11 protein-coding genes are annotated in these 15,046 nt (G+C 22.9%); 4 read left to right on the top strand and 7 right to left on the bottom strand.

What is annotated here, in order from left to right:
• Positions 1-50 precede the first annotated feature (50 nt).
• A complete protein-coding gene (locus RJT40_RS00805) occupies positions 51-1,757 on the top strand; it encodes a proline--tRNA ligase (RefSeq protein ID WP_343182673.1) in 1,707 nt (568 codons plus the stop codon).
• Here RJT40_RS00805 and dnaE read toward each other — a convergent pair.
• The 7 genes from dnaE to rpsB form a co-directional block, all read right to left on the bottom strand.
• Complete coding sequence (gene dnaE, locus RJT40_RS00800) at positions 1,750-5,244, bottom strand: DNA polymerase III subunit alpha (RefSeq protein ID WP_343182672.1); 3,495 nt, start codon at positions 5,242-5,244, stop codon at positions 1,750-1,752. The two genes, RJT40_RS00805 and dnaE, sit on opposite strands and share 8 nt — an antisense overlap.
• An 81-nt stretch (positions 5,245-5,325) precedes the next feature.
• On the bottom strand, positions 5,326-5,757 hold the full coding sequence (fabZ, locus tag RJT40_RS00795; protein ID WP_343182671.1) for a 3-hydroxyacyl-ACP dehydratase FabZ: 432 nt from the start codon (positions 5,755-5,757) through the stop codon (positions 5,326-5,328).
• Positions 5,758-5,770: 13 nt separating this feature from the next.
• On the bottom strand, positions 5,771-8,182 hold the full coding sequence (gene bamA / locus RJT40_RS00790) for an outer membrane protein assembly factor BamA (protein WP_343182670.1): 2,412 nt from the start codon (positions 8,180-8,182) through the stop codon (positions 5,771-5,773).
• 143 nt (positions 8,183-8,325) lie between these two features.
• Entirely contained in the window at positions 8,326-8,883 is a 558-nt protein-coding gene (gene frr / locus RJT40_RS00785; RefSeq protein WP_343182669.1) for a ribosome recycling factor, read from the bottom strand.
• Between the two features lie 82 nt (positions 8,884-8,965).
• Positions 8,966-9,676, bottom strand: a complete 711-nt coding sequence (gene pyrH, locus RJT40_RS00780; protein WP_343182668.1) for a UMP kinase — start codon at positions 9,674-9,676, stop codon at positions 8,966-8,968.
• Positions 9,677-9,743: 67 nt separating this feature from the next.
• Positions 9,744-10,532, bottom strand: a complete 789-nt coding sequence (gene tsf / locus RJT40_RS00775) for a translation elongation factor Ts (protein ID WP_343182667.1) — start codon at positions 10,530-10,532, stop codon at positions 9,744-9,746.
• A gap of 101 nt (positions 10,533-10,633) precedes the next feature.
• Positions 10,634-11,320: a 30S ribosomal protein S2 gene (gene rpsB, locus RJT40_RS00770; RefSeq protein WP_428994190.1), complete on the bottom strand. Its 687-nt coding sequence runs from the start codon at positions 11,318-11,320 to the stop codon at positions 10,634-10,636.
• A gap of 227 nt (positions 11,321-11,547) precedes the next feature.
• Between rpsB and map the strand changes: the two genes are divergently transcribed.
• From map to RJT40_RS00755, 3 genes are all read left to right on the top strand, one after another.
• Positions 11,548-12,339: a type I methionyl aminopeptidase gene (gene map / locus RJT40_RS00765; protein WP_343182707.1), complete on the top strand. Its 792-nt coding sequence runs from the start codon at positions 11,548-11,550 to the stop codon at positions 12,337-12,339.
• A 36-nt stretch (positions 12,340-12,375) separates the two neighbouring features.
• Positions 12,376-13,200, top strand: a complete 825-nt coding sequence (gene dapD, locus RJT40_RS00760; RefSeq protein ID WP_343182666.1) for a 2,3,4,5-tetrahydropyridine-2,6-dicarboxylate N-succinyltransferase — start codon at positions 12,376-12,378, stop codon at positions 13,198-13,200.
• Between the two features lie 128 nt (positions 13,201-13,328).
• On the top strand, positions 13,329-15,044 hold the full coding sequence (locus RJT40_RS00755) for an acetolactate synthase 3 large subunit (protein WP_343182665.1): 1,716 nt from the start codon (positions 13,329-13,331) through the stop codon (positions 15,042-15,044).
• Positions 15,045-15,046 lie beyond the last annotated feature (2 nt).

Here is a 15,046-nt window from a genome sequence, read left to right as displayed (position 1 = left end):
AATATAAATATAATAAAATATTATTAAATTCAAATTAAAACAAAAAAATCATGCGAACTAGCGAATATCCATTAAACACAATAAAAAATATATCTAATAATATTAATTCTATTAGTCACAAATTAATGATTAAAGCAGGGCTAATAAGAAGTATCAGTTCCGGAATATATATTTGGCTACCACTGGGACTAAAAGTTATTAAAAAAATAAAAAAAATAATAAGATACGAAATGAAAAAAATTGGATCTATTGAAATGTATTTTCCAATTATGCAACCAGAATATTTATGGAAAAAAAGTGATAGAATAAAAAAATATGGAAATGAATTAATAAAAATAAAAGATAGAAATAAAAAAATTTTTATATTAAGTCCGACACATGAAGAAATGGTTACAGAATTTATTAAACAAGAAATGACATCATATAAAAAATTTCCATTAATTCTTTATCAAATACAAACAAAATTTAGAGATGAAATTAGACCAAGGTTTGGGGTAATCAGGTCAAAAGAATTTATTATGAAAGATGCATATTCTTTTCATGAAAATAAAGATTCATTATCAAAAACATATAAAAAAATGTACCAAACATATATGAAAATATTTAAAAAAATGAATTTAATCGTTTATCCAGTGCAAGCAGAATCTGGAGTTATTGGAGGAAAGGTATCTCATGAATTTCAAGCATTATCTAAAAATGGAGAAGATGCAATTATTATTGCTTCAAAAAATATTCAGCAATCAAAAAATATAATCAATAAAATCCAAAAAGCAAAAAAAACAACTATTTTTCAAAAAAAAGAATATTTAAACATCAAAAATATATATAATAAAAATAATTATCAAATGAAAAAAATATTCCTTATAATAAAAAAAAATATTATTAAAATTTTTATTATAAAAAATGATAAAAAAAAAAACAATTTTATTATTTTTATGATCAAAGGAGATCAAATACTTAATGAAGAAAAAATTAAAACTATTCTTAATCTAAATCAAGAAAATGAAAAAATAAATTTTCTTAACTACCACGAAATCAATACAATCATTAAAAAAAATAAAAAAATAAATTTTAAAAAAAAAATAATTATAAACCAAGATATTGTGTTTTTAAAACACATTTTTCCAATAGTAATTATTAATAATATATTTTTTAAAAATCATATTTTAAATCAAGATTTTCTTTTTTCAAAAATAAAAAATATTGTTATTAATAAAAATAAAAATAAAAAATATAAAATAAAAAAAAGTATTGAAATAGGACACATATTTCAAATAGGAAAAAAATATTCAAATTATTTTAATCTGAAATTAAAAAACAAAAATGGAATAAACAAAACTATACATATGGGATGTTATGGTATTGGGGTTACTAGATTAATCTCTGCAATTATTGAACAAAATCATGATAAAAGAGGAATTATTTGGACAAATGAAATTGCTCCATTTCACGCAGCAATTATTCCAATTAATTTTCACAAATGCAAAAAAACTGTTAAAATATCAGAAATATTATATGAAGAGCTAAAACAAAAAGGTATATCTGTATTATTAGAAAATAGAAAAAAAAATATAGGAGAAAAATTATATGATATCAATTTAATTGGTATACCAAATATAATTATTATTAATCATGAGACTTTAAAATCCAATCTTATTGAATATCAGAAAAGAAAGGAAATTCAAAAAAAAAAACTTATTCCAATTAATCAAATTGCTGATATAATTAAAAAAAATATATATAATAAAATTATTTAAAACTTAAATAAACGCATTTATTTCCTAAAATATTTTTTAATTGGACAATTAATTCTTCCGATAAAGTAATATTCCAGCATTTTTGAAATTTGTAATTTCTAAAGGAATTTTTAGTTCTATAAAATATATAAATAGGAATGAATCCTTTAGAATAATTTTTCAAAATATTCTTTATATCTAATAATATTGTTTTATAAAAATTAGATTGATTAATCAACAAAATTATTTTTTTAACATATTTATTACGAGCAGAATCAATATCTATTATATTATTTAATAATATTCTTTTACCTATTATAGAATGATCTGAAATATATTTTCCAACAATGATTACTATTTTATCTTTTTTGAATATATTTTTATGCAAAACTAAAAAATTATTAAATACTATCACTTCTATGCAACGAAAATTTCTCGTAATTTCTAAAAACATAATATTTTTTTTATTTTTAGTATACTTAGATCGAATATTTGATATAATTCCAAAAATTATGACAACAGAAGTAGTAATATTTTTTTTTTTCATTTGAACAGTAATATTTTTAACATAATTATTTAATTCATATAAATATTCACTTAATGGATCTCCAGTCAAATAAAACCCTAAGACATCCTTTTCATAATCTAACTTTAATTTATTTGTCCAAGCAGTGATAAATTTCTCTTGTATTTTATTACGAAAAATACGATCGTCTGCATGCATTGATTGAAACAATTGTAATTGATTTTTTTGATGTCCTGAACGATACTGATCAGATAATTGTATTGCAAACGGTATTAATGAAATCAATAAAAATCTTTTAATTTTAAAACAATCAAACGATCCAGAAAAAATTAATTTTTCTAAAATTCTTTTATTAATAAATTTCTCTTGTACTGTAACACAAAACTCAAAAAAACTATTAAATTTACCAATTCTTTTTCGAACAGAAAGAATATTTTGAATTACAGCTTTTCCTAACCCTTTTATTGCTCCTAATCCATAAACAATACAACGATCTTGATTTACGATAAAAAAATACTTACTTTGATTAATATCAGGAGGAAGAATTTTAATATTCATTTTTAAACATTCATAAATCGAGATTTTAATTTTATTTAAATTATCAAGATCAGCACTCATAACAGCAGCCATAAATTCAGATGGATAATTAGATTTTAACCATAATGTTTGATATGAAATTAGAGCATAAGCAGAAGAATGTGATTTATTAAATCCATATCCAGAAAATTTTTCTAATAAATCAAATATTTTGCTTGAAAGTTGATTAGACATACCATTTTTTTTTGCAGAATATTGAAAATGTATTCGTTGATCTGCCATAACTTGATGTTTTTTTTTAGACATGGCTCTCTGTAAAATATCTGCTTTAGATAATGTATAACCAGCAAACACTTGTGCAATTTGCATAACTTGTTCTTGATATAATATTATTCCATATGTTGATTCCAAAATTGGTTTTAAAGAAATATGTTGCCATTTTTTATCAGGATAATAAATATTTTCTTTACCATGTTTACGATTAATAAAATTATCTACCATTCCAGATTGTAAAGGACCAGGTCTAAAAAGTGCAATTAATGAGATAATATCTTCAAAACAATCTGGTTTCAGTTTCAAAATTAAATTACGAATACCATATGACTCTAATTGAAATACTGCAATAGTATTCCCAGTACGTAATAAATCAAAACTTTTTTCGTCATTTAATTTTATATGATTAATATTGATATTATCCTGATTATTTTTTTTTAACCATGAATTTATCATGCATACAGCAGAATTAATAATTGTTAATGTTCTTAATCCTAAAAAATCAAACTTTAACAAACCAATATAATTAATATCATCTTTGTCTAATTGAGTGATAAACATATTCTCATCATTTTGTAATGGTGTAAATTGTACCAATGATTGAGGAGAAATAACGATTCCTCCAGCATGTTTCCCAGTATTGCGAGTCACACCTTCCAATTTTTTTGATATATTAATTAATTTATTTACTTCAACATTTTTTTGAAATAATTCTAATAATTCACATTGTTTAGACAATGCCTGTTTTAAAGTAATTCCAATATCCATTGGTATTAATTGAGCGATTTTATTTACAAATCCATAAGGATATCCTAAAACTCTTCCAACATCTCTAATAACAGAGCGTGCAGACATAGTTCCAAAAGTAATAATTTGAGCAACTCGATCAGATCCATAAAAATTTTTTACATGTTCAATAACAATATCTCTTTTTTCCATACAAAAATCTATATCAAAATCCGGCATGGATAATCTTTCAGGATTTAAAAATCTTTCAAAAATAAGGTCAAATTTTAATGGATCTATTTCAGTAATATTTAACGCATACGCAACTAATGATCCTGCTCCTGAACCTCTTCCAGGACCAACAGGAATATTATTTTTTTTTGCCCATTGTACAAATTCCATAACAATTAAAAAATAACTAGGAAAATTCATTTTATTTATAATTTTTAATTCCATAAACAATCTTTCATAATATTTTTTAATAACACTTGTTGAATCATTAATATTAGGAAATAAAATATTCAATCGACTTTTTAATCCAAATATGCTTTTTTGTATTAAAAACTCTTTTGCATTTATTGAATTAGTTGGAAAAGATGGTAAAAAATAATTTCCCGTAGGTATACTAACATTACAACGTTTAGCAATTTCTACACTATTTTTTAAAGAAGATGGTATATCTGAAAATAAATCACACATCTGAGTTTCAGTTTTCATAAATTGCTCAGTACTATATAAATTATCAAAACAATTTTGACTTAACATCACTCTTTGATCAATAGCTAATTTAATTCTATGAGTATCAAAATCAATCTTATGTATAAAACAAACATCATTAGTTGCAACAATAGGAACATGGTATAAAGAAGCAATTTCAATTGCATATAGTATATATTCTTTTTCATATATACGATTTGTTCTGTTTATTTCTATATAATAAAAATTTAAAAAATATTTATTATAAAAATCAAACAATTTATAAACAAGTGAATAATTCTTATTAATTGCATATTTTCCAAAATCTCCATCTACACCACCAGAAAGAATTATTAAACCTTCTCTATAATTAACTAACCAATCTTGTAATATAAAAAAATATTTTTTATTAGAATTATTAATTATTTGAAATTCTGTACGTGATTTTGAAATTAAAACCATCAAATTTCGATAACCAATATCATTTATAGCTAAAATTTTAATTATACTAAATTCATTAGGAATAAAATTAAATTTGATTCTCATGCGTACACCGAAAATTGGCTTGATTCCATATTTCATCGCGTTTTTATAAAATTTTACTACACCATAAAAATTACTATCATCTAATATACCCAAGGCTGGCATTCCTAAAGTATAAGCATGTTTTACTAAATCTTTCGGTGTATTTAATCCTCTTGTAATAGAATAATCGCTACAAACAGATAAATGAACAAATTTTGGTTTCATCATATTTAAATATTAAAAAAAAAGAAAGAAAAAGAAGAATAAATATAAAAATAAAATATTTTCATTGCACATCAAATATATTTAATTAATACTTTTAATATAAGTACATAAAAATTTAGCAGAACAAACCAAGATGTTTTTTAAAAAAACTTTTCCTGAAAAAAAAATAGAATAATTAAATTTTCTTAAAATTTCTACATATATAATTAATTGATCTCCCGGAACAACCATTTTCTTAAATCTTACATGTTGAATTTTTGTTAAACTATAAAAACCATTTTTTGGATTATGATAATTATTTATATAAGACAATATAATTGCTGTTTGTGCCATTGATTCTACCAATAATACTGCAGGAAAAATAAAATTTCCAGGGAAATGACCCTGCAACCATGGATCGTTAGCAGTAATATTTTTTATTGTTTTAATGAATTTATCTTTATTATATTCAATAATACGATCAATAAGTAAAAAAGGATACCTATGCGGTATAAATTTTAATATATTTTTCATAAATTTTACACCACTACCATGTATAACTCATATGTATTTGTAATGGATTAACAAAATTTGTATGAGGGCAGAAAAAAGGATATACATAAATAACATGAACTGGTCCAAAAGGAGAAATCAGAACTAATTCAAATCCTGTAGACGCATGAATATCGAATATACTATTAACGTAATGATATTTATTTTTAACTGTATTGTGAGTATAATTATCCCATAAACTACCAAAATCTAAAAAATAAGATGCTTGCACATAATTATTACAATTATATCCTAAAATAGAATGAATTGGAAATATAATATCAAATTTATTAATAAAAAAATTATTTCCTCCAATTGATTCATTAGATTGTTTAATATAAAAATTAAATTCTTTATCATCATGATTATTTTTATTACACTGATATAAAAATTTTGTATGAATACTATTATTACTTAAACCACGAATATTATTATCATCTTGTAATCCAAAGTTTTCATATTTCGGATAATGATTTTTATTCAACGATCTTCCAAAACCAATAGTAGAACAGGAATGAAATATATATTTCTTATTTTTTAAATTCGAAAAATATTTCTCTACAATAAATGTTAATTTATGATAAAAATCATTATTGCTATTAAAAAAAAATTTTCCATGACAAGATAATTGATGTCCAGATGTAGGAAAATTTTTACGAGAAATACTATTGTATGACCAATCATACATTACGGAAATATTTGAATGATAAGAATTATTTTTATCTAAAGTATTGCTATTTTTTTTTAATACTTTATTACTAAATAAATATTTTTTTAAAAAAATTATATCATACGTGTGACTTTTAAAATAATTCACACCAAAATGAATAGAATAATTTGGAGAAAACATAAACTCTATATCATTATTAGATCCATATTTCTTAATTATTTTTAATATGTTATCGTTAAAACCTGTATGATGTGAATAATGGTAAAATATTTTATTAATAAAAATAATATTCTTGCGATAATGAGGATATTTAAAAGAAAAATCTATATTATCATTTGATTTACCGTGTATAAAATTAATATTAGTGTTTTCTCCTAAACCGAGCCAATTTTTATGATTAAAATTAATATTTATATTCGGTCCATAAGAAAGATTATATCCTAAACTAACATCAAAATTATTATTGTTTTTTTCCTTTACTTGAGATATCATATGTGATTTATTTTCACGATTATCAAAGCAACTAAATTTTGAAATAAAATGTTTAAAGTAATCAATATCTTTTACATGAAATATACTCGATTGTATTGAATGAAAATTAGAAAACGAGCCAATAACCATATTTTTAATACAATATAATAAGGAATAATCATTTTTTTTATATTTATTTTCTGTTATTATAATGTTTTTGATAAAACATCGTGGACCCAAATCGATATAAAAATGAACAATAACTGTATTATCAAAGTTGTATAACATGATTTTAGTATCAATATTACATTGTAAAAATCCAAGATTTAAAAATTTTATTTTCAGTTCTTGTTGTAATTTTCCAATTTCATCGGAATTATACTGTTTATTCAATTTGCTTTTTAACCAATCCTGTTGAAACAAATATTGATAATTCAATAAATTTCCATGAATAACATAAGAAGACAACTTATACTGTTTACCTTCAGATAAAACAATTGTTACAAGAATATTTTTATTATTTTGAACACAATTAAAATTAATTTTTTTTATACAAAAATTAATATAACCTTGTTGCAAATAAAATGATTGTAATTTTTCTAAATCATTTTTAAATAACTTCCATTGATATTTTTTATTATTAAATACCATTCTTTGAAAAAAATTTGGGTATGATTGAAATAAACTAATAATCTTATTACTAGAAAAATATTTATTTCCTATAATTTGAATATCATTTAATATTTGATCAGGTCCTTCTGAAATAAAAAATTTAACAATAAAATTTCCACTTTTTATTTTTTGATAGTGAATATTAATTTTTGCATTTAAAATTCCTAGATTATTATACAATTCTTGTAATTTATATTTTATAGATTTTACTTGTTGTATATTTAAAACACTATTTTTTTTTATACCCAATCGTTTACAAACTTTCAGTAATAATTTTTTACTAATTTTTTTATTTCCAATAAAAAAAAAACGCTCAATGATAGAATCTTTATGTACTATACTTAAAGGTTCATAATTATATTTATTAATGACATGATGATAAAAACTACTACTATATATGAATTTAAATAAATCAAATCGAATGTCTTTTTTTTTGGATACAACTTGCTTACAGTGAATCTTGCTGAGAGTTTCTATTGTAGAGATATTCTTTAAAAAACATTGTTTACCTAAATCTGAATTAATATGAATATAAGAAGTACAAGTGTTTATGTTACATAATGAAAAAAAAATCAACAATATAAATTGTATCATAAATATTTTCACAATATATTGAAATTAAAATAAAAAAACTATATAAAATAAAATTTTAACATATATATATATATATATATATATTGATAAAAAATAAATTTATAAAAAATATTCAATGGATATATTTCATAAAAATATGTTAATTATATTTTCATAATTTCTTTTTTTGTTTTTAATAAAAGAGAATTTATTTTTTTCATATAATTATCAGTCATTTTTTGTACTTGATGTTGCATATCATATTCTGTATCATTCCCAATATATTTATCTTGAGAAAATTTTTTTAATTTATGATTAGCATCTCTTCGTATATTTCTAATATTGATACGACATGTTTCAGACTCTTCACAAATTAACTTAAAAATTTTTTTTCTTCTATCTTCTGTTAGTGCAGGGAAAACAATTCTAATAATATTATCACTCACTAATGGAGTAAGTTCTAACTTCGATCGAAAAATTTCTTTTTCAATATCACGAAGAATCTTATTATCAAATACATTAATTTTTAAAGTATTAGAATTTTCTACAGTAATATTAGATAATTGTTTTAAAGGAATTTGAGAACCATAATAATTAATTTTTATTCCTTCTAATAAATCAGGAGAAATACGAATTGCATAATTTTTATTTATATATTTTTTAAATAAAACAAAAATTTGATTCATACGATCATTTAACTCTTTCATAAAATCAGTATGCATAAATCAACCTTTACATATCCTAATAAATAAAAAATAATTTAAAAAAAAAAAAATAAAATAATCATATGTTTTAAAATATTATTTAACTAACTAATGTTCCCTCATCTTTCCCTAACAACACACGAATTAAAGATTTTTTATTATTAATATTAAAAATACAAATAGGAATATTATGATCTCTAGCCAAAGAAAATGCCGTTAAATCCATAATTTTAAATTCCTGATTTAAAACATCTTGATAATTTAAGTTCTTATAAAACATAACATCTGTACTATTACAAGGATCATCAGAATATATTCCATTTACCTTTGTTCCTTTTAAAACAATTTCTGCATTAATTTCAATTGCACGTACACATGCAGCAGAATCCGTAGTAAAGAAAGGATTTCCAATTCCTCCACAAAATATAACAACAACAGAATTAGATAATAAATTTTTCGCTTTATCTAAATTGTATGAATCACACATGGTATGCATAAAAATTGAAGACATTAAACAAACAGAAATATTAAATTTATTTAATACATCCTTAAAAAATAATCCATTAATTACAGTAGATAACATACCTATATAATCAGCAGTAACTTTATTTATTCCAAATTTCGATAAAGAAGCACCTCTAAATAAATTACCCCCTCCTATTACAATACTGATTTCAATACCATGACTGAGCAAATATTTTATATCTTTAGCTATTGTATACAAAATATGATTTTCCGTATTGGATGTATTTATGCCGTTAATAACTTCGCCGCTGATTTTAAGAACAATTCGTTTATATAAAAATTTCATATCTAAATATCATAATTTTCATGATTTGTAATACTATCATAATATATATTCACTTTATTGATTAATTTTATTGACCAACAGCAAATCTAATAAATTTCAATACTTTTACATTATTTTCATGAATTATATCTTTTACTTTTTTTGTAGCATCAAAAATAAAACTTTGTTCTAATAAACAAATACTATTAACAAATTTTTCTATTTTCCCCTCAACAATCTTATTTAATATATTTTTTGGTTTTCCAGAATTTAAAATTATTTCCAATTGTATTTGTTTTTCTTTCTCTAAAATTTCCGAAGGAATAGCATGACGTTCTAAATAATCTGGATTTTGTGACGCAATATGCATGGCAATATTTTTTAAAATCATTTTATTTTTAGAATATGCTTGCAATAACACTCCAATCTTATTTCTATGTAAATAAGATGTAATATTTACATCGTGTAAAATACCAAATCTTCGAATAAAAATATTCTCATTAAATCGTGCAATACAAGATACTATTTTTTCTTGTGATATAGTTTGTAAATCCGATAAATTATTTATTTGATTAGTATGTGCAATAAATAGTATTTCTTTACCCAATTGTAAAAAATCTAAGTTTTTTTCAACAAAATCAGTTTCACAATTTAATTCTAAAATATATGAAATATTTTTTTTAACACATAACGCTATAATTCCCTTAGTTGCTAAATTTTTAAATTTATTTTCTGCTTTAATATAACCATTTTTTTTTAAAATAATAATTGCTTTTTCAAGATCTCCATTAGCAGCAACTAATGCTTTCTTGCATTCCATAATACCAATTCCTGATCTTAATCTCAATTCTTTTACAACTTTTGTATTAATACACATATTTTCTTTCCTTACAATAACTACTATAAGACAGTAAAAATATTACTATGAATGTAAAAATTATATCATTTATAATAAATATATATATTTTAAAAATAATTTTAAAGTATTTTAGCATCATTAATAAGAAAATCGACGACAACACGTAAATATAATTTAATGGAACGAATAGCATCATCATTTCCAGGAATAATAAAATCAATTCCTTCCGGATCAGAATTAGTATCTACAATAGAAAAAACTGGAATACCTAAATGATTAGCTTCTTTAATTGCAATATGTTCATTCTTTGCATCAATCACAAAAATCGCATCAGGTAAACCACCCATATTTTTAATACCCCCAATACTATTTTCTAGCTTTAATAATTCTCTAGATCGTACTAATCTTTCTTTTTTTGTTAGTTTTAGTACAGTTCCGTCTTGTATTTGTGTTTCAAGAAATTTCAGTCTTTTTATAGATTGACTTACTGTTTTCCAATTTGTTAACATCCCTCCTAACCATCTTTTATTAACATAAAATTGATTACATTGTATAGCAGATTCTTTAATTAAAGAACTAGCAGCTCGTTTTGTTCCAATAAATAATATTTTCCCTTTTTTTTTATAAACTTTTTTTAATTCTAATAAAGCATTATAAAACATCGGTATTGTTTTTCCTAAATCAATAATATGTATCTTATTACGTGTACCAAAAATAAAAGATTTCATTTTAGGATTCCAAAAACGAGTTTGATGCCCAAAATGTACACCTGCTTTTATCATATCATGCATAGAAAAAAAATTCATAACTACCTCTTTAATATTGAAATTATAAAAATATTTCCTAAAAAATATAAATTAATTAACTATATTCTATATAAACAATATATTATTATCAATAATACAATAATAAAATTCAATTTTAATAATTTATAATACAAACATCGTCATATTGAATAAAAATATAGATAAATATTTTTTAAAAAAAATATAATTATAAATTATTATTAAATCATAATATATGAAATAAAATGATAAATATTCCTATAAAAAATCACGAAGAAATAAAAAAAATAAGAATTGCTGGTAATATCGCAAGTAACGTATTACATATGATAAAAAAACATGTTGTTTCTGGTATCACCACTGCAGAATTAGATAATATATGTCATAAATACATTACAAAAAAAGAAAAAGCAATACCAGCTTGTTTAGGATATTATGGATTTCCAAAATCAATATGTATTTCTATTAATGAAACTGTCTGCCACGGTATTCCTAATGAATATACAAAATTAAAAAATGGAGATATCGTTAATATTGATGTTACAATTATAAAAAAAAAATACTATGCTGATACATCTAAAATGTTTATTGTAGGAAATTGTCAAGATCATGCACTTCAATTATGTCAAGTGGCAAAACAAAGTTTATATATCACATTTCCAAAAATTAAACCAGGATTACCATTAAATATAATTGGAAAAACAATACAAAATTATATAAAAAATACCCCATTTTCAATTGTAAAAGAATACTGTGGACATGGAATTGGAAAAAATTTTCATGAACAACCACATATCTTACATTATAATAACTTCGATACCTCTATTGTATTAAAACCTGGAATGATTTTCACGATTGAACCTATCATCAATGCTGGAACAAATAAAGTATTTTGCATGCATGATAACTGGACTATTCGAACAAAAGACAATAATTTATCCGCACAATATGAACATACTATTCTAGTAACTCACAATGGATGTGAAATATTAACTAAAAGAAAAAATGAAAAAATACAAAAAATATATGTTAATATGTAAATTTCATTTTAAATATATTTTAAACAGAGCAAAAACATGCAAAATATAAAAAATATTATTAATAAAGCATTTGAAATAAAAAATAAAATAAATTATCAAACTGTTGAGCCTGAAACATATAATGCAATTATCAATACAATTGAATTCATTGAAAGGGGTATATTAAAAATATCAGAAAAAATATCGAATGAATGGATTACACACCAATGGTTAAAAAAAGCTATTTTATTGTATTTTTGTATTCAAAAAAATAAAGTTTTTTCTGGAGAAAAAAATATTTTTTACGATAAAGTAGATCTTAAATATCAGTATAACAAAAAAGAAGAACTAAAAAAAAATAATATTCGTATTGTACCACCAGCAACTATACGAAAAGGAGCTTTTATCGGTAAAAATACTATATTAATGCCTTCTTACATTAATATTGGAGCGTTCGTAGATGAAGGAACCATGATAGACACATGGTCTACAGTTGGATCATGCGCTCATATCGGAAAAAATGTACATCTTTCAGGAGGAGTAGGAATTGGAGGAGTATTAGAACCAATACAAGATAATCCTACAATTATCGAAGATAATTGTTTTATTGGAGCACGTTCTGAAATTGTCGAAGGAGTAATTGTAGAAAAAGGATCCGTAATTTCTATGGGAGTATATATTGGAAAAAGTACAAAAATTTATAATAGAGAAACTGGAGAAATTACTTACGGAAAAGTACCAGCAGGATCTGTCGTAGTTTCTGGAACATTGCCTTCACACAATAAAAAATATAATTTATATTGTGCTGTTATTGTAAAAAAAGTAGATCAGAAAACTTTAAAAAAAGTAGGAATTAATCAATTATTAAGAAATATCTCATAATATTATAAAATATTTCAGATCCTATAAAACATTCATGGATCTGAAAAGTATTAAAAAAAAATATTTTAAATCTTTCTATTTTAGAATATACCAATATAATATATAAATCATATAAATAAGGATATAAAATGGAATTATTATCAGGATCAGAAATGGTAATTCGTTCATTAATTGATGAAGGAATCGAATATATTTTTGGTTATCCTGGAGGAGCAGTTCTAGATATCTATGATGCTTTAAAAAATAATAAAAAAATTAAGCATATATTAGTACGTCATGAACAAGCGGCTACACACATGGCAGATGGATATGCCAGAGCAACAGGAAAAATAGGAGTAGTACTTGTTACTTCTGGTCCTGGAGCAACCAATGCCATTACTGGAATAGCAACAGCATATATGGATTCCATACCAATGGTAATTATATCAGGTCAAGTAAATTCTGAATTAATTGGATACGATGCATTTCAAGAATGTGATATGATAGGAATTTCAAGGCCTATTGTCAAACATAGTTTTTTAGTAAAAAAAACTGAAGATATTCCAGTTGTATTTAAAAAATCATTTTGGCTAGCAATAACAGGTCGTCCAGGACCAATTGTAATAGATCTGCCTAAAGATATTTTAAATAAAAAAAATAAAAAACCATATTTTTGTCCAAAAAATATTCATATTCGATCATATAATCCAATAAAAGATGGACATTCAGGACAAATTAAAAAGTCAGTAATAACATTATTAGAAGCAGAAAAGCCTATTATGTATATCGGAGGAGGAGCTATTACATCTAATAGTACTGCGGAAATAAAAGAAATTGCAGAAATGTTAAACATTCCCGTTACTACTTCTTTAATGGCACTTGGAGCATTTCCAGGTCAGCATAAACAAAATTTAAATATGTTAGGAATGCATGGCACTTACGAAGCAAATATGGCTATGCATAATTCGGATGTTATTTTAGCTATTGGAGTAAGATTTGATGATAGAACAACAAATAATATCAACAAATATTGTCCTAACGCAAAAATATTACATATAGATATTGATCCAACATCTATCTCTAAAACTATTACTGCACATATACCAATTGTTGGTCATGCAAAAAATATTTTACAAAAAATATTAAAAACACTTAAAAAAGTAAAAAATATTAAAAAAAATCGTTTACATCCATGGTGGAAGCAAATTAATAAATGGAAAAATATAAAAAGCTTAGAGTATAACAAAAATAGTCTACTGATTAAACCTCAATATGTCATAGAAAATTTATGGAATTTAACACAAGGAAAAGCATATATTACTTCAGATGTAGGACAACATCAAATGTTTACAGCTCTATACTATAAATTCAATAAACCAAGACAATGGATTAATTCTGGCGGACTAGGAACAATGGGATTTGGATTACCGGCTGCATTAGGTGTAAAATTAGCATTTCCAAAAAAAACAGTTATTTGTATTACTGGAGATGGTAGTATTCAAATGAATATACAAGAATTATCAACAGCTATGCAATATAATCTATCAATTCTGATAATTAGTTTAAATAACCACGCATTAGGAATGGTAAAACAATGGCAAGACATGATTTATGAAGGTAGACATTCTCATTCATATATGAAATCATTACCTAATTTTATAAAGTTAGCAGAATCATATGGACATATTGGAATACAAATTAAAAAAAATGATGAAGTAGAAAAAAAAATAAAAATAGCATTAAATCACCTAAAAAATGGAAAATTAGTATTTTTAGATATTAAAATTGATCATCAAGAAAATGTATACCCTATGCAAATTAGAGATGGAGGTATGAACGATATGTGGCTAAGAAAAAAGGTATAATG

The organism is Buchnera aphidicola (Shivaphis celti) (genome assembly GCF_039349365.1).
GTDB classification, from domain to species: domain Bacteria; phylum Pseudomonadota; class Gammaproteobacteria; order Enterobacterales; family Enterobacteriaceae; genus Buchnera_L; species Buchnera_L aphidicola_AL.
Note: the sequence above shows the minus strand (reverse complement) of the source record. Positions and strands in the feature narration are given on the sequence as shown.

Coding starts and splice junctions, on each gene's coding strand:
- RJT40_RS00805 (WP_343182673.1), top strand. CDS start 51: ATGCGAACTAGCGAATATCCATTAAACACAATAAAAAATATATCTAAT.
- dnaE (WP_343182672.1), bottom strand. CDS start 5,244: ATGAAACCAAAATTTGTTCATTTATCTGTTTGTAGCGATTATTCTATT.
- fabZ (WP_343182671.1), bottom strand. CDS start 5,757: ATGAAAAATATATTAAAATTTATACCGCATAGGTATCCTTTTTTACTT.
- bamA (WP_343182670.1), bottom strand. CDS start 8,182: ATGATACAATTTATATTGTTGATTTTTTTTTCATTATGTAACATAAAC.
- frr (WP_343182669.1), bottom strand. CDS start 8,883: ATGCATACTGATTTTATGAAAGAGTTAAATGATCGTATGAATCAAATT.
- pyrH (WP_343182668.1), bottom strand. CDS start 9,676: ATGAAATTTTTATATAAACGAATTGTTCTTAAAATCAGCGGCGAAGTT.
- tsf (WP_343182667.1), bottom strand. CDS start 10,532: ATGTGTATTAATACAAAAGTTGTAAAAGAATTGAGATTAAGATCAGGA.
- rpsB (WP_428994190.1), bottom strand. CDS start 11,320: ATGAATTTTTTTTCTATGCATGATATGATAAAAGCAGGTGTACATTTT.
- dapD (WP_343182666.1), top strand. CDS start 12,376: ATGCAAAATATAAAAAATATTATTAATAAAGCATTTGAAATAAAAAAT.
- RJT40_RS00755 (WP_343182665.1), top strand. CDS start 13,329: ATGGAATTATTATCAGGATCAGAAATGGTAATTCGTTCATTAATTGAT.